Here is a 17,853-nt window from a genome sequence, read left to right as displayed (position 1 = left end):
AATCGGAAGCGTATGAAGGAGAGATGCATATGACAGCCCGAACAATAGAAGAGTTGGAGCAGATCCGTAGAGAGTGTAAATCCATGGTGACGAAAAGGGCTGCGGCTTCGGGGGGAGCGGTATTGGTCCCAGTTCCAGGGGCTGACGTTCTTGCTGATGTTGGTATTTTGATGCAGCTACTGCCAGCCATTAATGGAAAATTCGGATTATCTGAGAAGCAGCTGGAAGGTCTGGACGCAGAAACAAAATCCATGGTGTATGGTTTTATCACCTCAATTGGCAGCAAGCTGATCGGGCGACTCATCACCCGTGAAGTTATCGTGCAGATTTTGCAAAAAATGGGCATTCGTATCGCTACCAAGCAGGTTAGCAAGTTTGTCCCCCTTCTGGGGCAAGGGCTAGCCGCGGCAATTGGCTTTACTGCTATGCGAACCATTGGTAATCGGCATGTCGATCAATGTTATGAAGTAGCCAAACGCTTGCTGGAGCAGCGAACTGCCGCAGATACCGCGCGCAACTGGACAGTTCCACAGCAACCTCTAGAGCCTGTGGGAGTGGATCATTTGCCAAACCGGGACCCGGGAGCAGCGATTCCACTACTGCCGGCACCCCCTAAAGATTAAGTTCTTCACATTCGAGTCAACCATCCATTTCACCCGCACGGGGTACCGCAGATCGAGACGGGTCCTGTATCCCGTGCTTTTTAGCCTTCCACCTTGGCTCCATAGGAGCGGGCCACCGCTACTGCCTGCTCGATATCCAACTTGGCTCCGGTGATGTCCAGATCTTTAAAATTCACGCCATCCATCTTCGCACCGCGCAGGTCTGTTCCTTGAAGATGGGCTTTGTGCAGTCTTACCCGGGTAAGATCCGCTTCCCGCAAATCTGCTTTTTCCAAATTGCATTCGGATAAGTCGGCTTCCTTGAATCGTATTTTTCGCAAATCTTGTTTTCTTAAATCTGCATGACGCAAATTCGTATAAGACCAGTCTCCGCCCGTAATTGTGATACCATCCATATTCGCCCCCGCAAAATCTGAACCTACCAGCTTGCAGTTATCAAACCGGACTACAAACAAATTGGCGCTGGTGAACAAACAATTGGTAAAAGCCGACTCCTTGTAGTGAGATGCATTCAGAATGGCTCCGGTAAAATCACAGTCCACAAAAGTACAGCCTTCCACGAGGGACTCATTCATCTCCACACCCCGAAAGCGACATCGGGTAAACTCGCAATTTCTCCACTCGCCTTCTCTGGCATCCATTGAGCCAAAATCACGGGCTTCATAGACCTCATCTGTATAAAAGAACATGTTCTCTCTCCTATTCCTTATTCCCTATGTTAGGAACTCAGCATTTCGGCAAGGACCGCTCAAAACCGCCCTTCATTTTTCCCAGTAAACCCTTCATCATCTTATGGTCCTGTGGCGTAAACTCAGACATACACGACCGAATCAACTTCGTATAATAAGGGACTATCTTACTTAACAGCTCTCGTCCTGCCTCTTTTAATCCGACAGTCACCATCCGTCCGTCACTCTCATGAGCCACACGTTCAATCATGCCATCTCGCTCTAATCCGTCGATCAGCCCCGTCATGGTTCCACGCGTCACATCAGCTTTTTCCGCCAACTCTGATGGTGTCATGCGATGCGGCGAATGGCAATGCAACAGGCTAAGAACAATAATCCGACCCTGAGAAGCCCCCAACTTGCTAAAATCCGTATCCATTTCTCTGAAAATACCATTAGCCAAGCGCGCAAATGTCACAAAAGTCTCTATATTATCCACTTCGGCATCTTCATGTCCAAAGCTACGCAGCACCCCGCGTATGGAGTCATTATGAAAATTAAAGTTCATAGTCTATCCATTCCTTCCTTAATCCCGCTTGTTCCGTCAGACGGTAGCTTTTCCATTCGTCAGGCAGCAAAGAAGCATATGGTTCCTTGGCAAAACGATCATCTACCAGGACCAGCAATCCTTCGTCGTGCTCTGTGCGAATCAGTCTGCCACCTGCCTGAAGAACCTTGTTCATTCCCGGATATACATACGCATAGTTGAAACCATTCCGTCCCTGTTCCGAAAAATAATCCCTCAGCACATCCCGCTCTGCTCCAATTTGCGGCAAGCCGACGCCGACGACCACTACCCCATTTAAGCGATCCCCAGGTAAATCGACACCTTCAGCAAAAACACCACCCAATACGGCAAAGCCAAGCAAGGTGTGCTCTTGCCCAGGCTGGAAGGCCTCTAGGAATTGATCCCGCTCTGGTTCGGTCATCCCCGGACTTTGTACCAACGTATTTGCGGACACGTCCCGAAGCATGAATTCCTCATACACCTCACGCAGATATGGATAGGACGGGAAAAACACAAGGATATTTCCCTTCCGTTCCACAACCAATGCAGCCAGCATATCCGCAATCGCCCCTTTGGAGCGCTCACGATCCCGATAACGGATGGAGAGCGGCAGCAGACGTACATCCCACTGCTCCTGATGGAAGGGCGAAGGAACCTGTAACGTATAATCTTCCTCGTTTGCTCCGAGCATGTCCCGGTAATAAGCAAGCGGTGTCAACGTCGCGGAAAAATAAATGGCTGAGCGGTAGCCTTTAATAGCTTGTCCCAACAAGTGAGAAGGATCGAGGCAGAACAGCTTGACCCTCACTTCACTACGCCCTGCTTCCACATAAGTAACGTACCGTTCATCATATAAAGCTGCAATTCGCAGCATATTCTGAGCGGTAAAATACGTATCTAGAAGCAATGCATAAGCCGTACCCTCACGGCTTGGGTGGCTTGTACTACCGCCCGTCACCAGTTCACGTTCAGCTGCTTCTACAAAAGGCACCAACAGCTCCAGTACCTCTTGCGGTGCTGCTGTCTCCACTGCTTTTCCTGTATCTGCATATTGCTTGCGCAGCGTAATCATATGTGCGTTCACTGCACTCGCAGCCGCAGCAATCTCTGGGCTTAGCAACTTAAATTCTCGTTTCAGTTCCAAAAAAGAAGATTTCAAAATTTCCGCCGAAAACATGTCCCGGCCGCGTTCTACCAGATTATGCGCCTCATCCACCAGTACAACACCTTTTCGCTTGTGCTCCTCCAGCAATCTTTTCAAAGAAATCCGTGGATCGAAAACATAATTATAATCACTGATTATACCATCCGAGGCATACGCCACATCCAGAGAAAATTCAAAGGGACATACCTTATGCTTGCGCGCATAATGCTCAATCACTGCCCGGGTCATTAACGTCTCATTCGCCAAAATATCGGAAACCGCACCGTTGATCCGGTCGTAATAGCCCTTGCACATGCTGCATAATCCAGCATCACAATCATTTTCATCCTTGAAGCAAATTTTATCCTTCGCAGTCAATGTCACCACATGCATGTGCAGCCCTTGAGCCTGCATTCTGGCGTAAGCTTCTTCGGCTGCTGCCCGAGTGGTGGTACGAGCCGTCACATAATATACTCGTCTCACCAATCCTTCGCCGATCGCCTTGATCGCAGGAAACAAGGTGGATACCGTTTTACCAATACCTGTAGGTGCTTTGGCAAACAGGTTAACCCCTTCGGCAATCGTCTTGTACACCGAACCCGCGAGCGTTCGCTGACCCGAACGATACGTGTCAAAGGGAAAGTTCAACATAGCAATGCTGGCATCCCGCTTTTCCGCATGTGCTCTCAGCAGAAATGCATACGGAGCATAATCAGCAATCATCTCCTGTGCAAAAGCTTCTAGCTCAGTAAAGGATAGTTCCCGTCTGAATCGGCGAATGTCTTCACTGTGTGCCTGTACATAAGTAAGCTGGACCTGCATCGAATGATGTTGTTCCTCACGAGCAATCATATAGGCATACAGAAATGCTTGTGCCCAGTGTACAGGTTGGCCGTCACCCTGAATATCTTCGAGTGGCAAAGAGATCGATTTAATTTCATCGACCGTCCATACGCCATCCAGCTCAATCAGTCCGTCACAGCGGCCTTCAATGATAAACAATTCGTCCTTATACGGAATTTCTGTACGTAAATGTACCTCTTTGCGGTCAAGCTCCTTGTACCCTTTCTGGATAACCTGATGCACGCGAGTTCCTTCGAGCATACTGCTATTCGATCGAAAGCCGCTATGAATGCTGCCGCTCCGATGCACATATTCCACAAGTGGACGCACCGATATGTGAATTGGTTCCTTCATACGATCACCCGTTCCGGTCATAGTCCTTTCACTGTACCACGTAGATAAACGAAACGTAAGGGACATAAGAATCGTTTGTATTCAATTGGTATTCACTCATGCCTACTTTTTACCGAAATATAGAAACGAGGCCTTTTGCTTTATTCCCCACGATACTACAACTCTCAATACAGCATAAAGGATAGGGATATGTTAAAAGAATTAATTAACAATTTTGCGTTATTAACAAGCTTCTTATTCTTTGGAAATTTATTTTTCCGGAAATATGAACGTTACCTAAAAAAACATGTATTCATTTATCGGGTAATGAACGGTTTAATGCTGGGTCTGTTTGGCATTCTGTTAATGATGACCGGTTTATGGGTCCGTGGGCACTTTGTGGTCGATCTGCGCCAATTGGCGATTATCATATCTGTTTATATGGGAGGATCGGTATCCGGTCTGCTGACCACCTTGATCATAAGCCTGTACCGTATTTACATCACAGGTGGTTGGACAGATGTTTCTCTGACTGCTACCGTCAATTGTTTCATGACATTGGGCATTTCACTTATCTTTATTCGAGAAAAAAGCCTAACACTCCGCAAGTGGATGTCGGCCGTACTTGGAGCTGCTGTAGTGTCGTTGTTATCTACTTTCTTTGTAGTTAACCCTCCTGATAATGAATCTATTATAATAATCACAACTGTTAAGTTGCTTGGCGGCCTGTTCACTTATTTTATGATGTCCTATATCAAAAAAACAGAACGGGCTGTTCATCTGCTGGAAGAAGCTGCAAATCGGGATCATTTAACCGGACTCTACAGTCCACGTGCTTTCGATGCGCTATTTGAAGAGGTCTTTCATACTTCCAAGACTACAAAACAACCCTTTGGACTCGTGATGCTGGATATTGACCACTTTAAAAATATTAATGATACGTATGGTCATTTGAACGGAGATACCGTCTTAAGCCAATTGGGAATGCTGTTAACCCGGGAATCTACAACGAGGGCGTACCCCTCCCGTAAGGGCGGAGAGGAATTTGCCATTCTGATTGGAAATTGTGATAGTCAGAAAGCAGCAAGCTTTGCCGAAAAAATTCGGAAAGCTGTGGAAAATGAACGTTTTCTTTTGAATGACGGAACCTCGATCTCGCTAACCGTATCCATCGGAGCAGGCAGTTCACCTGTCATTGCATCGAGGCACTTACTAGAAAAGTCAGATGAGGCATTATATGAAGCTAAGCGTTCAGGACGCAATCAGGTGAAACTGGCAAAACCATAGATATTAGTCGCTAAATGTCAGGAAAGCTGGATTATTGTTAATAAAAAGTGGTAAAATGGAAATAACATCGTTATCAAAAAAACTTCTGCCGCTAGTGGAGACATGCCTTACAATCGACATGGGGGGTGGGCTTTGTGAACCTCGAACAATTGGAAAAACTCATGGAAAAAGAACGCCGTGAACTGAATCGCATGGCTGACTTACACGGATTAAAAGATGAACGTGTATTGGACAAATCCTCCAGACTTGACCGTATTATGGACAAGTACCTTCACACCAAGCGTGCAATAAACCAAACACACTCATAGAAGCAAGCTACATCGCTGCCCCTCAGGGCAGCTTTTTTATGATGTAAGCAGTATTCGTCCTCCTTCGGTACACATCTGCATCGTACTCACCTTCTCGCGGACTGACTACTTCCCGCCATATTCCGTCCGCAACAATTGCTGTGTGAACGATATCCATTCTCTGGCGGCAAAGGACAGATAACGATCGTTCCGCCAGATCATCCCCAAATGCCAAGGAATGACAGGGTCCACCAATGGAAGAACACGCAAGCGCTCAGAATCCAGATCTCGGCATATAGCCTCCGGCAACAGAGCTACCCCCAGATTTGCAGCAACCATTTCGCTAATCAGATCCCATTGTGAGCTTTCGTAGACTACACGCGGCTGAAAGCCAGCACGGACACATTCGGCAATGATACGGTCATGCAGCGTAAAATCCTCACGGAACAGTACAAACGCCTCCTCCGCCAGCGCAGATAACGGTACCTCCTTGCACTCTGCCAATGCATGCGTAGGATGAACGAGCAAATTCAGCTTTTCCTCCACAAACAGAAATGTCTCAAACATATCTCCAACCGCAGGCAGCACAATCACCCCGATATCCAATGCCCCGGCTTCTACGTCCTGTTCCACTTTCTTCGCCCCGTCCTCAAATAATTGAATGGTCACATCAGGATATGCCTTATGAAATTCTCCAATGACACGCGGAAAAAAGCTCGATCCGACCATAGGGGGCAGGCCAATACGGATATGTCCTTTTTTCAGGTTCATCAAATCACTCAGCTCCGAGGACAGGCTCTGAAAGGACTTTACAATCGCTTGTGCTTGAAGCTCAATTACCTTGCCCGCGTCCGTCAGTTCGATTCTTTTGCCAATTCGGTCGAACAAAGCGACCCCCAGTTCATCTTCCAGACTTTTAATCGTCTTACTGATCGTCGGCTGGGTAATAAACATGCTCTGGGCTGCCTTTGTAAAGCTACGCAACCGCGCGACTTCCAAAAAATATTGTAAATGTCGGATATCCAAACCTACACCTTCTCCCATAGACAAACGGAATAGATTACATTCTTTATATGCATTTTACTCATGAAAGCTTGTGATGTAAAATTTCATTACAGTTTGAAAATAACCGATCTCAAAGATAGGAGCCATTATATATGAAAAGCTTCATACGCGGTGTCCTCCAGATCGCCGTCCTGATGGCCTTTTCGCTCATCCTGAACGCGGTAGTCTCCTGGCTCCACCTGCCTGTACCCGGTAGTATCATTGGTATGCTGATCCTTTTTATTCTGCTGCAAACCGGCTTGGTCCGGCTAAGCTGGATTGAAGTTGGCGCAAACTGGTTGCTGGCCGAGCTGCTATTATTCTTTATTCCCTCCGCTGTCGGCGTTATGAATTATTGGCCGATGCTGGAACACGATGGTATGAGTATTATGCTGGTCGTGTTGCTCGGCACCTTTCTGGTGATGGCCTGCACAGGTATGGTCGCCAGTCTGCTTGGTAAACGAAAGGAGCATAAATCATCATGACCGGTCTTCTATGTATTGTATTGACACTCGCTATTTACTGGATGGCCAAACGCATGTACCGCACACTGCCCAAGGTGTATTTGTCTCCATTGCTCATTACACCTATTGTTATCATTTTGATTTTGACGCTGACGGGTGTGAACTACCGTTCTTATAATTCGGGCGCCCACTTGCTGTCCATGCTGCTACAGCCAGCTACGATTGCATTTGCTGTCCCTTTGTACCGATATTTCCCTGTGTTAAAAAAACATGCGACCCAAATCGTGCTTAGCGTGCTGTCTGGGTCCGTTGTAGCCGTGTTGTCCTCCATGGCGCTTGCCAAGTGGATGCATCTGAATTCTTCGCTGCTGAGCAGCCTGATTCCTCGCTCCATTACGACACCCATTGCGATGAATGTATCGCAAACGATTGGCGGCAATCCGACGGTCACGGCTGTATTCGTTATTCTGACCGGATTGAGCGGTCTTATTATCGGTCCGATGATTGTAAAACTGTTCCGTATTGAAAATGAAGTCTCACGTGGGGTGCTGCTCGGTACCGGTGCTCATGGTACTGGCACTTCCAAAGCCTTCGAGTTCAGTTCGCTGACGGGGACGATATCCAGCATCTCGATGGTGCTCGCCGCTCTCTTTACCTTGGCAGCCGCCCCGTTCCTGTTCCACTTGATGCTGTAAGCAATATGTATACAAAGAAGCAGCGATTCTCCTGTTATTGAAGAATCGCTGCTTCTTTGCTTTCAGTCCATGTCTTAAAGCAATGGACGGCTCAAGGATATACATCCCTTGCGGTCTCAAATAGCTTCAACGTCGCCGGGTTTCGCCTCTACCTCTACAGGCGTTACAGCTTCATACAGGTAAGCATCCAGCTCAGCCGTATATTGTCGTTCTTGTGCGGCGCTCCAGCCTGCATGTTCGGACATTAATGCAATGGCGGGCTGTTTCCAGCGCTTCACCTCGTCAATTTGGAAGAACAGCGCCCCGGTTCGGCGTATGAAAAAATCAGACGGTGTCACCGTCATTTCCTGTTCCATCGCATACAGGAGCGGGACACGCACTTCCACAGGCAGCGCTGCTTCCTGCTCGGTAGCCTCCTTCATGCTCCGTGCCGCTATGGCAAACAGCCGCTCTGTGTTGGAGCCATAGCGGGTTGCCCATGCTCTAGCCGTTTCCAGCGACAGGCCGAGCGCAACACCCGCTGCGGATTGCTTGCTCACGAAGGCGTCCCAGCCCGCCGATCCGCCTACGCTGCCGCCTGAAATCGGGATATGCCTGGTGCGACATGCCCGGAAGCTTTGCCCGTGCAAGCGTCCCAGCTCCCGTACCGCACGATCCACGACGAGTTCGGACATTTTCCGGTAGCCCGTCAGCTTGCCGCCTGCAATCGTGATCAGACCTGAACGGGATTCCCAAATTTCGTCCTTGCGTGAAATTTCCGAAGGACTTTTACCGTCTTCATAAATGAGCGGCCTTACCCCTGCCCAACTGGATTCTACATCCGTAACAGTCAGTTTCACATCTGGGAACATTCCGTTGATCGCTTGAAGCACATAGGCCCGATCTTCGGCGGTCATCCGAGGATGCGCCGTATCCCCTTCATACACCGTGTCGGTCGTACCTGCATAGGTTTTCCCATCACGTGGGATGGCAAATACCATGCGTCCATCCGGTGTATCGAAGTACACTGCCTGTTTGAGTGGAAAGCGCTCAGCATCGAACACCAGGTGAATACCTTTCGTCAGGCGTAGCACCTTGCCCTCTTTGGAGCGATCCATTTCCCGTAACGTATCTACCCATGGTCCGGCCGCATTAATAACCAGCGAAGCTCGAATTTCGTATGGCTTTCCCGTTACCCGATCCGTTACGCTTGCGCCGCTTATTCGTCCGCCGTCATACAGCAGCTTGTCAGCCTTGGCATAGTTCACCGCCAGCGCTCCTCGTGTAACAGCTTCCTTCATGACCTCAATCGTCAGGCGAGCGTCATCTGTGCGGTACTCCACATAGCTGCCGCTTCCCTTCAGTCCATCACGCTTCAGCAAAGGCTCGCGCTCTAGCGTAGCCTGGATGTCCAGCATACGACGGCGCTCACTACGCTTAACGCCAGCAAGGAAATCATATACCAGCAGCCCGACAGAGGTGGTGAATGCGTTAAACGTGCCGCCCTTGTGAAAAGGAAGCAGCATACGCTCCGGTATGGTCACATGTGGGCCATTTTCGAATACGATGGCCCGCTCCTTCCCGACCTCGGCTACCATCTTAACTTCAAACTGCTTCAAATAACGAAGACCACCATGCACTAGCTTGGTCGAGCGGCTGGACGTACCTGCTGCAAAATCCTGCATCTCCACCAGTGCTGTCTTCAAACCACGATCCGCCGCATCCAGCGCAATCCCCGCCCCTGTAATGCCGCCGCCAATAATTAAAATATCAAAATGCTCATCTCCCATACGTTCCAAAACAGCGGTTCTCTCCTGCGCAGCAAATCCCTGTTCTCCCATCATGTATCCCTCCAGCTTTGTATATATTCACGATGCAATCTGCCAACCGAATCATCATAAGGTACAAAAAAAGACCACGAACATCGCTACGGCGGATGCCGAGCGGTTCATGGTCTCTCCAAGTCTCCTGACGAGTATTAACTTATCTATATCGTAGCACACACGATACGCTATGAAAAGGGAAATCTGCCTGTTGCCAGATGGCTGCCTTCTATCGTAAAACCATCCCTACTTGAACGCCATTGCGGCATGAACTGCCTTTTTCCAGCCACCATAAAGCCCAGTCCGCACGTCCTCACTCATGGACGGAGTAAAGGTATGATCGCTCTGAGCATATCCCCGGACTTCATCCAGACTGCTCCAAAACCCAACTGCCAGTCCCGCTAAATACGCCGCACCGAGTGCAGTTGTCTCGTTTACAGCAGGTCGTTCTACAGGCAGATCGAGAATATCGCTCTGGAACTGCATCAGGAACTCGTTCATCACTGCACCTCCATCTACACGCATTGAACGCACAGGTACACCCGAATCGCTCGCCATGGCAGTTAGGACATCTTTAGTCTGGTAGGCCAGCGATTCCAGTACCGCTCGTATAAAGTGCTCCTTGGTCGTTCCCCGCGTCAAACCAAATGTCGCACCGCGCACGTCACTGTCCCAATACGGGCTGCCCAGACCCACAAAGGCCGGGACAAAATATACCCCTTCCGTCGAGGTCACACGCGCCGCATACGCTTCACTATCTTTGGCTTCGCGGAACATACGCAACCCATCACGCAGCCACTGAATAGCAGATCCGGCTACAAAAATGCTGCCCTCCAGCGCATACTTCACCTGACCATTCAGCCCCCATGCAATCGTCGTAATCAGTCCATGCTCCGAGTCACAGGGTTCATCTCCGGTATTCATCAGCATAAAGCATCCCGTACCGTAAGTATTTTTAATCATGCCCTTGTCAAAGCATCCCTGACCGAACAGAGCTGCTTGCTGATCACCCGCCGCTCCGGCAATAGGAATTTCCTGTCCAAAAAAGTGATAATCCACCGTATGCGCATATATCTCAGAAGATGATTTCACCTCTGGTAGCATAGACGCCGGAACGCCGAGAATATCCAGCAGCTCCTCATCCCATTTTAGCTCATAAATGTTGTACATGAGTGTGCGGGCCGCATTGGAGTAGTCCGTTACATGTGCTTTACCACCAGACAATCTCCAGATTAGCCAGGTATCAATCGTACCCAACAGCAAATCCCCGCGCTCCGCTTGAGCTCGTGCCCCTTCGACGTTGTCGAGTATCCATTTGATCTTGGTGCCAGAAAAGTAGGGATCAATGAGCAGTCCCGTTTTGCTATGAAAAATATGATCAAATCCACGGCTTTTCAATTCCTCGCAGATCCCGGCTGTTTGCCGTGACTGCCATACCAGTGCATGATATACAGGCAGACCCGTATGTTTATCCCACACCACTACGGTTTCCCGTTGATTCGTAATACCAATCCCGGCAATTTGGCTGGCTTTCACACCTGATTCCGACAAGCAGGAGGCGATGACGGCCAAAATAGAGCTCCATATCTCATTTGCATTTTGCTCTACCCACCCCGGCTGGGGAAAATACTGTGGGAACTCCCGTTGTGCCTTGTATACCACTTTTCCCTGCCGATCAAACAAGATGGCCCGCGAACTGGTTGTGCCCTGATCCAAGGCAAGAATGTATTGCTCCATCGTTTTCCAGCCTCCTTGCATATTTATGTATTGTTGCCCACTTGATTCAAATAAAAGCTATTACTTATAATGCTCGAACAGTTGTTTATTGGAGGTCGTAACTGCTGTAGCTCCCGCAGCCAACGCCGCTTCCACATCCTCAGGGGTGCGAATAAGCCCGCCCGCCAAAATGGGAATGCCCGTGCGTTCGCTGACCTCCTTAATCATCGGTGGAACAACACCGGGCAGCACCTCAATATAATCGGGGCGTGTTTTTTCCACCAGCGCGTAGCTTTTTTCCAGCGCAATCGTATCGAGCAGGAACACCCGCTGTACAGCAAGAATCCCCTTCTTTTTAGCGGTTGCGATCACCCCGGACCGGGTCGAAATGATCCCAAATGGCTTAATTTCCTGACACAAATATTCAGCCGCATACTCGTCATTCTTCAAGCCTTGCACCAGGTCAGCATGCAGAAGCATTTGCTTGCTGCGACTTCTAGCCATCTGGTACAGGTTGCGCAGCTGCGCTACATGCGTATCCAGAAAAACAGCATACTCATAAGAACTGTCCAAAATACCCTCCAGCTGCTTCATATGCTTAGCTGCAGGTAAAATGCGTTGTCCCTGAAATGGCATGGATATCCCCCTTAGGCTGAATGTCGGTCAAACTCGTTCAAATTTTATATTATCACTCTGTTCGACGAACGTGAAGCGGTTTCATTGCAGATATGTATAAAGGCTGCCTTCCCTGCAATAGATGTCAGCAGGAAGAAGACAGCCTAATCGTTCAAAGGAACTGGATCAAATCACACGACGGCACCCTTAAAACGCTCTATAGTGTACTAGCCCTCAAACCCTTGGCGCAGCCATGAGGTAGCAAGCGTGATCGCACCGCGCTTGGCCGCGGTTTCCGACAATGGGTTCAGCATCACAAAGTCGTGGATGATGCCCTGAAAGCGTGCAGCGGTTACCTCTACCCCTGCTTCACGCAGCTTGTTCGCATAGGCCTCACCTTCATCGCGCAGCACATCGGCCTCGCCTGTAATGACCAGCGCACGCGGTAGCCCGTTGAGCTGTTCTGTGGTGGCACGTAACGGGGACGCCGTAATCTGCGCTCGTTCATTGGGATCTGTCGTATATTGATCCCAAAACCATTGCATTCCTTCGCGGCTCAGGAAATATCCTGTGGCGAACTCCTGGTAGGATTCTGTGTCAAAGGAAGCGTCCGTCACCGGATAAAATAACAACTGCTGCCGGATGGCAGGACCACTGCGTTCTTTGGCCAGCAGCGTTACGGCTGCGGTCATGTTACCGCCGACACTGTCTCCGGCTATCGTCAGCATATCGGGCTTCAGTCCATGCTCGCGCCCATGCTGTGCCACCCATTGAACGACCGCGTAAATTTCCTCAATCGCCGTCGGATATTTAGCTTCAGGTGACAAGCTGTATTCCGGGAATACAACGGCTGCCTGTGAGCCGACTGCCAATTCACGAATCAGACGATCATGCGTGTGGGCATTACCGAATACCCAGCCTGCTCCGTGAATATATACAATGACCGGCAGATCGCTTGTCACTTGTTGTGGACGAACAATTCTGACCTTCACCTCACCGCCAGGCCCACCTGGAATAGTTAGATCTTCTACATCTGCGGCAGGTTTGTCTGCTGGACCGGATTGAACCTCATTGACCGTTTCACGTCCTTTTTCAGGACCCAAATCATATAGAAACGGAGGTTTGGCATTATCGTCTGCAAATTTCTGTGCTGCGGGTTCAAGCTGTACTTTTTTACTCATATCGATTCACTCTTCCCTTCTTATCTGTGGTCTACATATATCCAATATGGCTTAAGTTTGCTCATTCAGGTTCACCTTATATATTTAAACGAGTTCCTCTCTTTCCAATCGGAGGACTTTAGTTTGCCCAATAGAAGAGCTTGACTTTTATTTTGTATTGTAACTATAATAGTTACACATTAAAGTTCGTAAATGCACTGGGTACACTTACGATCAAACGAATGAATCATCCACATCATATTTATAGGAGGCTATCTATTATGAAAATTGCAGTTATTGGTGCAACCGGTAAAGCAGGAAGTAATATCGTAAAAGAAGCATTAGACAGAGGGCATGAAGTAACCGCCATCGTCCGTGACTCGGCTAAAGTAACAGAAAGTCGTGCTACTGTAGTACAAAAAGACGTTTTTGATCTGAAAACAGATGATCTGAAAGGCTTTGACGTAGTCGTTAATGCATTTGCCGCTCCACTCGGACAAGAGCATCTGCATGTCGATGCAGGTAACGTACTAATTGAAGGCCTGCGTAATGTATCCGGTACTCGCCTGATTGTCGTAGGTGGTGCAGGCAGCTTGTTCACTGACGAATCCCAAACACTTTTGGTAAAAGATGCTCCCGGCTTCCCTGATTTCGTATATCCAACAGCAAATAACCAAGGAAAAAACCTGGAAATTTTGCGTGGTACCAGCGACCTGAACTGGACTTTCATTAGTCCTTCTGCGGAATTTGCTCTGGGTAAACGCACAGGCTCTTACCAAGTGGGAAAAGACACGCTGTTGGTTAATTCCAAAGGTGCAAGCTATGTCAGCTACGAAGATTATGCAGTTGCCGTAGTGGACGAAATCGAAAAACCACAACATCTGAACCAACGTTTCACTGTCGTATCCGAGTCCTAATTACTGTATTCTCGCAGCACATTTAGCATAAAAAAGACCCTTCGCCCATTCTCTCATGCTGCACGCTATGAGAAATTGAACCCGAAGGGTCTTTTTGTTATGACCTGTTGATACTCTCGTTATGACTTGTCCGTGCTGACCTTCTTTTCTGTATCGTGAGCGGAAGTTTCCCTCTTATCGCTAAAACACAGCTTGAGAATCGGGGGCGAAGCCAAGGTCGTCAGAATGATGGCAATGATCACCGATGTAAAATATTGCTGTGCCAACAGACCCGACTGTAGACCGGTAGCTGCAATAATAAGTGCGACCTCGCCGCGAGATATCATCCCGGAGCCGATCGCAAGGGCAGAACGGTTATCGAAGCCCGTCAGCCGCGCCCCCAGTCCTCCCCCGATTAGCTTTGTCACCAGCGCAATCAGTGTCAAAACAACAACAAATCCGAGCTGCTGCCCTACTCCCTCAAAGGAAACATTTAATCCGATGCTGACAAAAAATACAGGAACAAAGATGGAATAAGCGATGGGTTCCACCTTTTCTTCTACAACGTGCTTAAAGCTGGTTTGTGCAATGGCAATCCCGGCCGCAAAGGCTCCGATAATCCCTGCCATCCCCAACATATCCGCAAAATACGCAAACCCAAAGCAAATAATCAACGCAGTCGTGATGACTGCTTCAGTCACCTTGAGTGGAGCAAGTATTTTCATAACCCTTGGAACAACGAACCAGCCCCCCAGAATAGCTACGACGAAGAAAACTAGCTTTTTGCCAACAAGAAGTCCCAACGAAGTTTCTCCACCCATACCGAATATACTCATTACTACCGCTAGCAGCACCACGACAAGCACATCATCCAGCACTGCCGCACCCAAAATGGTCGAGCCTTCCCGGGTATTCAGCTTATTCATATCCTTGAGTACCTGTACCGTAATGCTTACCGAGGTAGCACTCAGAATAATTCCTAGAAACCAGCCTTCATGCACCGAGAATCCAAAGGCTTCCCCTACACCAAAACCGCAAATTAGCGGTAAAATAATACCTCCAACCGCCACAGCTACCGCAGGCTTCCAGTTACGTCGAAGTTGATCCAGATCCGTCTCCAGTCCAGCAATGAACATCAGCAGCAGCACGCCGATTTCAGACATATCATGAATCAGCGAATCATTCTGAACCCATCCTAATACGGCTGGGCCCAGGACAATTCCTGCGATCAGCTTTCCCAACACCGCTGGTTGACCGAGCTTGACGGACAAATGACCCGCGACTTTTGTGAACAGTAGAATCAGCAGAAGATATAGTATAAATTGCATAGGCTGATAACCTCCTTTTTATTTAATCCTTAAACTCATTTGCGCATAACCCACAATATTGAAGATACTGATAATCATAAAATGCTAAACAAACGTGCAAAATATGTGTCTGACCTGAAACAACCAGCTCGCAAAATAAAAAGGGAAACCCGCAATACAGCACAGGTTCCCCTAAAAAAGACATAAAGGAGCCTTGGTGACAGGCTCCTCCGGTAAATTCATATATTCATTTGATGTTGTCGGTCATACTTGCGCAAACGAGCAATTTTATCTTTTAATTATATCTCTTCTGCAAACCCGTGTAAACGTGTTGAATCAATTTTCTGCTTTTTTCACATAGCGGTCGCGGTATTCGTGGTCCAGCATACTCATCAGAATCGAATCATGGTATTCATAATTGTAGAATAAAGCATCCCGCTGCACACCTTCGCGCTGAAAGCCTACTTTCTCATAGCAACGAATGGCACGTTCATTAAAATCAAATACATTCAGCTCAATCCGATGCAGATTACAGATACCGAATCCGTAATCCAGCATAAGTACAAGCGCTTCGGTGCCGTAGCCTTTCCCCTGATTTCCCTGCTCATTGATCGCAATACGGATGTTGGCACTGCGGTTCAGGCTGTCCATATCCTGCAGGGCTATATCCCCAATGACACGATCATCTTCGCGAAGCGCAATCAACAGCAGCAGGCTTGAGGTGTCCTGTCCTTTAGCTTCAATATAACGGGCAATTTGATCCTTGGTAAAGCTGCGTTGTGTGCCTGTCAGCCTCCGCACATCCTGATGGAACAATGTATTATAGTATAGCTCGGTGTCCTCTACGTTAACGGGACGCAAGTACACCCGTGATCCTTCAAGTAACCGTGCTACAGGCTCTGAGGCTGAAGTTTGTTGAGTCATCATGATCTCTCCCATGCTAATAATATAAATGACGAAAATCAAAGCAAATTATTGCGCAAGTTCGACTACGCAAGGTCTGCATTTTGCTCCGTAGTCAGGCTAGAATCAGCGAGGGACTCGCGCCAAATTACGGATTGAAGCAGCAGGCCTGCCAAACCCAAGATTCCAACAGTCATCCCGATCCAGACAAAAGCCGTTCCCGCCCCTGCTATTCGGATCAATACTCCCCCTGCAAGCGGGGAAACGACCATGATTGCTCCAATCACGGTACTTTGGATACCAAAGACGCGCCCCACCATATCAGCAGGGGTTTTGGCTTGTAATATATAATTCTGGGTGATAATGTACAGGCCGTTGCCCACGCCCAGCACGGCCCCAATCATAAGCAGTCCAGGCAATCCTGTTCCGGGTTGTGCCCAGCCTAAAGCAGCAATAGCTCCGCCAACCAGCACATATCCACCACCGAGCCCCCAGCCTGCGCTTATGCGATTCAAGCGATTAAGCACAAGCATGCAGCCGACGGCGCCAGCCCCAATGGCTGAAACCAGCCAGCCAAGCAGTGATTCATTACCCGGAGCGAGCACTCGCAGCAATGTAGGGAACTGGTAGTCGATCATGAGAATGGCGATCAAACCGAAAAGTCCGAATATGAGCGTATGCAAAAGCATTCGACTGCGCCATAAGAACGCCCAGCCCTCGCGCCATTGGTTGAAAAAACGAGATGCGCGGACATGATCCTCCTGCATTTTGTCTTCATCAGCCTCAGGTGCTGTATGCGCAGCCGACTTTCCTTGCTGCACGGCTGCAACAGCTTGTTGGTCTGTACTGACCAGCGCCGGACCGATTCCGCGCAACGGCCACAGCAGCAGGCCGGAACAGAGACGCAGCAATGCATTGAGAATAATGCATGCCTGAGGGGACAACACAGTCAAGGTCATAGCGCCCAGTAATGGCCCTACTACTTTGGAGGCCTGATTGACCAGCCCATTCAGCGAGGTCGCCCGAAACAGGTCGTCGCTTGCGACTACCGTGCGGGTCAAGCCTTGCTGTGAAGGCATTTGGAATACGCCAGCCGCCGCGCGCAGACCGAGCAAAGGCAGCAGCCACGCCGGGCCCGGGACGGCGAGGATCGCCAGCGTCAATAAGGCGATAGCTGCATCGCAGACGATCATCAGCCTGGCCTTGTGCACCCGGTCGGCTAATGTGCCCGCGATGGAACCCAGCAGCAGACCCGGTAGGGCCATCACTACCGGAATCAGCGCAATCATCATAGGGTCGGCTTCCCAGCGATAGGCAACAAGCACCTGAATGGCGATAGCATCAAACCAATCGCCAAAGGAGGCAGCCGTGTGCGCCGCAAACATCCGCCGAAAACGGCCATTGCGCCAAATGCTAGGCGTGGATTGCAGTTCTTTCTTTTCCTTCATTATCTACTCACCCTGCTCTCATTTTCAGCTTCTTTTAGCAATAAGAACAT

At 49.0% G+C, this 17,853-nt stretch carries 17 protein-coding genes; 6 read left to right on the top strand and 11 right to left on the bottom strand.

Annotation, left to right across the window (positions count from 1 at the left end):
* Window positions 1-29: 29 nt before the first annotated feature.
* The gene (locus tag NLX78_RS06495; RefSeq protein ID WP_250260169.1) at window positions 30-623 is read left to right on the top strand and encodes a hypothetical protein; all 594 of its coding nucleotides are present in this window, start codon (window positions 30-32) and stop codon (window positions 621-623) included.
* An 80-nt stretch (window positions 624-703) separates the two neighbouring features.
* Here the strand turns inward: NLX78_RS06495 and NLX78_RS06490 are convergent, their stop codons facing one another.
* Genes NLX78_RS06490 through NLX78_RS06480 form a run of 3 tightly spaced genes read right to left on the bottom strand, consistent with a single transcriptional unit; the run spans window position 704 to window position 4,221 of the window.
* Window positions 704-1,312, bottom strand: a complete 609-nt coding sequence (locus NLX78_RS06490; RefSeq protein ID WP_028540785.1) for a pentapeptide repeat-containing protein — start codon at window positions 1,310-1,312, stop codon at window positions 704-706.
* Window positions 1,313-1,349: 37 nt separating this feature from the next.
* The gene (locus NLX78_RS06485) at window positions 1,350-1,859 is read right to left on the bottom strand and encodes a MarR family winged helix-turn-helix transcriptional regulator (RefSeq protein WP_013312480.1); all 510 of its coding nucleotides are present in this window, start codon (window positions 1,857-1,859) and stop codon (window positions 1,350-1,352) included.
* Window positions 1,849-4,221, bottom strand: a complete 2,373-nt coding sequence (locus tag NLX78_RS06480; protein ID WP_254349956.1) for an ATP-dependent DNA helicase — start codon at window positions 4,219-4,221, stop codon at window positions 1,849-1,851. Before NLX78_RS06480 ends, NLX78_RS06485 begins: the two co-directional genes overlap by 11 nt.
* Window positions 4,222-4,389: 168 nt before the next feature.
* Here NLX78_RS06480 and NLX78_RS06475 point away from each other — a divergent pair, with 168 nt between their 5' ends.
* Both NLX78_RS06475 and NLX78_RS06470 read left to right on the top strand, forming a co-directional pair.
* Entirely contained in the window at window positions 4,390-5,466 is a 1,077-nt protein-coding gene (locus NLX78_RS06475; RefSeq protein ID WP_039271752.1) for a GGDEF domain-containing protein, read from the top strand.
* Between the two features lie 134 nt (window positions 5,467-5,600).
* Window positions 5,601-5,774: an aspartyl-phosphate phosphatase Spo0E family protein gene (locus NLX78_RS06470; protein WP_013312483.1), complete on the top strand. Its 174-nt coding sequence runs from the start codon at window positions 5,601-5,603 to the stop codon at window positions 5,772-5,774.
* Window positions 5,775-5,879: 105 nt separating this feature from the next.
* On the opposite strand, the gene cidR is transcribed toward NLX78_RS06470, so the two are convergent.
* Window positions 5,880-6,779, bottom strand: a complete 900-nt coding sequence (gene cidR / locus NLX78_RS06465; protein WP_023990853.1) for a cidABC operon transcriptional activator CidR — start codon at window positions 6,777-6,779, stop codon at window positions 5,880-5,882.
* 131 nt (window positions 6,780-6,910) lie between these two features.
* On the opposite strand from cidR, the gene NLX78_RS06460 reads away from it, so the two are divergent.
* Together NLX78_RS06460 and NLX78_RS06455 are read left to right on the top strand one after the other, a co-directional pair.
* Entirely contained in the window at window positions 6,911-7,282 is a 372-nt protein-coding gene (locus NLX78_RS06460; protein ID WP_013312485.1) for a CidA/LrgA family protein, read from the top strand.
* A complete protein-coding gene (locus NLX78_RS06455) occupies window positions 7,279-7,956 on the top strand; it encodes a CidB/LrgB family autolysis modulator (RefSeq protein ID WP_013312486.1) in 678 nt (225 codons plus the stop codon). The genes NLX78_RS06460 and NLX78_RS06455 overlap by 4 nt, the downstream gene beginning before the upstream one ends.
* 116 nt (window positions 7,957-8,072) lie before the next feature.
* Here the strand turns inward: NLX78_RS06455 and NLX78_RS06450 are convergent, their stop codons facing one another.
* The 4 genes from NLX78_RS06450 to NLX78_RS06435 form a co-directional block, all read right to left on the bottom strand.
* On the bottom strand, window positions 8,073-9,776 hold the full coding sequence (locus NLX78_RS06450) for a glycerol-3-phosphate dehydrogenase/oxidase (protein ID WP_302057294.1): 1,704 nt from the start codon (window positions 9,774-9,776) through the stop codon (window positions 8,073-8,075).
* 228 nt (window positions 9,777-10,004) lie between these two features.
* Complete coding sequence (gene glpK / locus NLX78_RS06445) at window positions 10,005-11,495, bottom strand: glycerol kinase GlpK (protein ID WP_254349931.1); 1,491 nt, start codon at window positions 11,493-11,495, stop codon at window positions 10,005-10,007.
* Between the two features lie 60 nt (window positions 11,496-11,555).
* Window positions 11,556-12,110 carry a glycerol-3-phosphate responsive antiterminator gene (locus NLX78_RS06440; RefSeq protein WP_254349930.1) on the bottom strand — a complete coding sequence of 185 codons (555 nt, stop codon included), beginning with the start codon at window positions 12,108-12,110 and terminating at the stop codon, window positions 11,556-11,558.
* Window positions 12,111-12,316: 206 nt separating this feature from the next.
* On the bottom strand, window positions 12,317-13,270 hold the full coding sequence (locus NLX78_RS06435; protein ID WP_254349929.1) for an alpha/beta hydrolase: 954 nt from the start codon (window positions 13,268-13,270) through the stop codon (window positions 12,317-12,319).
* Between the two features lie 260 nt (window positions 13,271-13,530).
* Here NLX78_RS06435 and NLX78_RS06430 point away from each other — a divergent pair, with 260 nt between their 5' ends.
* Window positions 13,531-14,166 carry an NAD(P)-dependent oxidoreductase gene (locus tag NLX78_RS06430; protein WP_039271761.1) on the top strand — a complete coding sequence of 212 codons (636 nt, stop codon included), beginning with the start codon at window positions 13,531-13,533 and terminating at the stop codon, window positions 14,164-14,166.
* Window positions 14,167-14,285: 119 nt separating this feature from the next.
* Here NLX78_RS06430 and NLX78_RS06425 read toward each other — a convergent pair whose 3' ends face one another.
* The 3 genes from NLX78_RS06425 to NLX78_RS06415 form a co-directional block, all read right to left on the bottom strand.
* Complete coding sequence (locus NLX78_RS06425; protein WP_254349928.1) at window positions 14,286-15,473, bottom strand: cation:proton antiporter; 1,188 nt, start codon at window positions 15,471-15,473, stop codon at window positions 14,286-14,288.
* Between the two features lie 315 nt (window positions 15,474-15,788).
* Window positions 15,789-16,379: a GNAT family N-acetyltransferase gene (locus NLX78_RS06420; RefSeq protein ID WP_061830555.1), complete on the bottom strand. Its 591-nt coding sequence runs from the start codon at window positions 16,377-16,379 to the stop codon at window positions 15,789-15,791.
* Between the two features lie 62 nt (window positions 16,380-16,441).
* Window positions 16,442-17,803: an MFS transporter gene (locus NLX78_RS06415; protein WP_254349927.1), complete on the bottom strand. Its 1,362-nt coding sequence runs from the start codon at window positions 17,801-17,803 to the stop codon at window positions 16,442-16,444.
* Between the last annotated feature and the right edge of the window lie 50 nt (window positions 17,804-17,853).

Origin of the sequence: Paenibacillus sp. Lou8.1, assembly GCF_024213565.1 — a bacterium.
GTDB lineage: Bacteria > Bacillota > Bacilli > Paenibacillales > Paenibacillaceae > Paenibacillus > Paenibacillus polymyxa_B.
Note: the sequence above shows the minus strand (reverse complement) of the source record. Positions and strands in the feature narration are given on the sequence as shown.

Coding starts and splice junctions, on each gene's coding strand:
- NLX78_RS06485 (WP_013312480.1), bottom strand. CDS start 1,859: ATGAACTTTAATTTTCATAATGACTCCATACGCGGGGTGCTGCGTAGC.
- NLX78_RS06450 (WP_302057294.1), bottom strand. CDS start 9,776: ATGGGAGAACAGGGATTTGCTGCGCAGGAGAGAACCGCTGTTTTGGAA.
- NLX78_RS06480 (WP_254349956.1), bottom strand. CDS start 4,221: ATGACCGGAACGGGTGATCGTATGAAGGAACCAATTCACATATCGGTG.
- NLX78_RS06415 (WP_254349927.1), bottom strand. CDS start 17,803: ATGAAGGAAAAGAAAGAACTGCAATCCACGCCTAGCATTTGGCGCAAT.
- NLX78_RS06420 (WP_061830555.1), bottom strand. CDS start 16,379: ATGATGACTCAACAAACTTCAGCCTCAGAGCCTGTAGCACGGTTACTT.
- NLX78_RS06425 (WP_254349928.1), bottom strand. CDS start 15,473: ATGCAATTTATACTATATCTTCTGCTGATTCTACTGTTCACAAAAGTC.
- NLX78_RS06475 (WP_039271752.1), top strand. CDS start 4,390: ATGTTAAAAGAATTAATTAACAATTTTGCGTTATTAACAAGCTTCTTA.
- NLX78_RS06435 (WP_254349929.1), bottom strand. CDS start 13,270: ATGAGTAAAAAAGTACAGCTTGAACCCGCAGCACAGAAATTTGCAGAC.
- NLX78_RS06495 (WP_250260169.1), top strand. CDS start 30: ATGACAGCCCGAACAATAGAAGAGTTGGAGCAGATCCGTAGAGAGTGT.
- NLX78_RS06440 (WP_254349930.1), bottom strand. CDS start 12,110: ATGCCATTTCAGGGACAACGCATTTTACCTGCAGCTAAGCATATGAAG.
- NLX78_RS06455 (WP_013312486.1), top strand. CDS start 7,279: ATGACCGGTCTTCTATGTATTGTATTGACACTCGCTATTTACTGGATG.
- glpK (WP_254349931.1), bottom strand. CDS start 11,495: ATGGAGCAATACATTCTTGCCTTGGATCAGGGCACAACCAGTTCGCGG.
- NLX78_RS06460 (WP_013312485.1), top strand. CDS start 6,911: ATGAAAAGCTTCATACGCGGTGTCCTCCAGATCGCCGTCCTGATGGCC.
- NLX78_RS06430 (WP_039271761.1), top strand. CDS start 13,531: ATGAAAATTGCAGTTATTGGTGCAACCGGTAAAGCAGGAAGTAATATC.
- NLX78_RS06490 (WP_028540785.1), bottom strand. CDS start 1,312: ATGTTCTTTTATACAGATGAGGTCTATGAAGCCCGTGATTTTGGCTCA.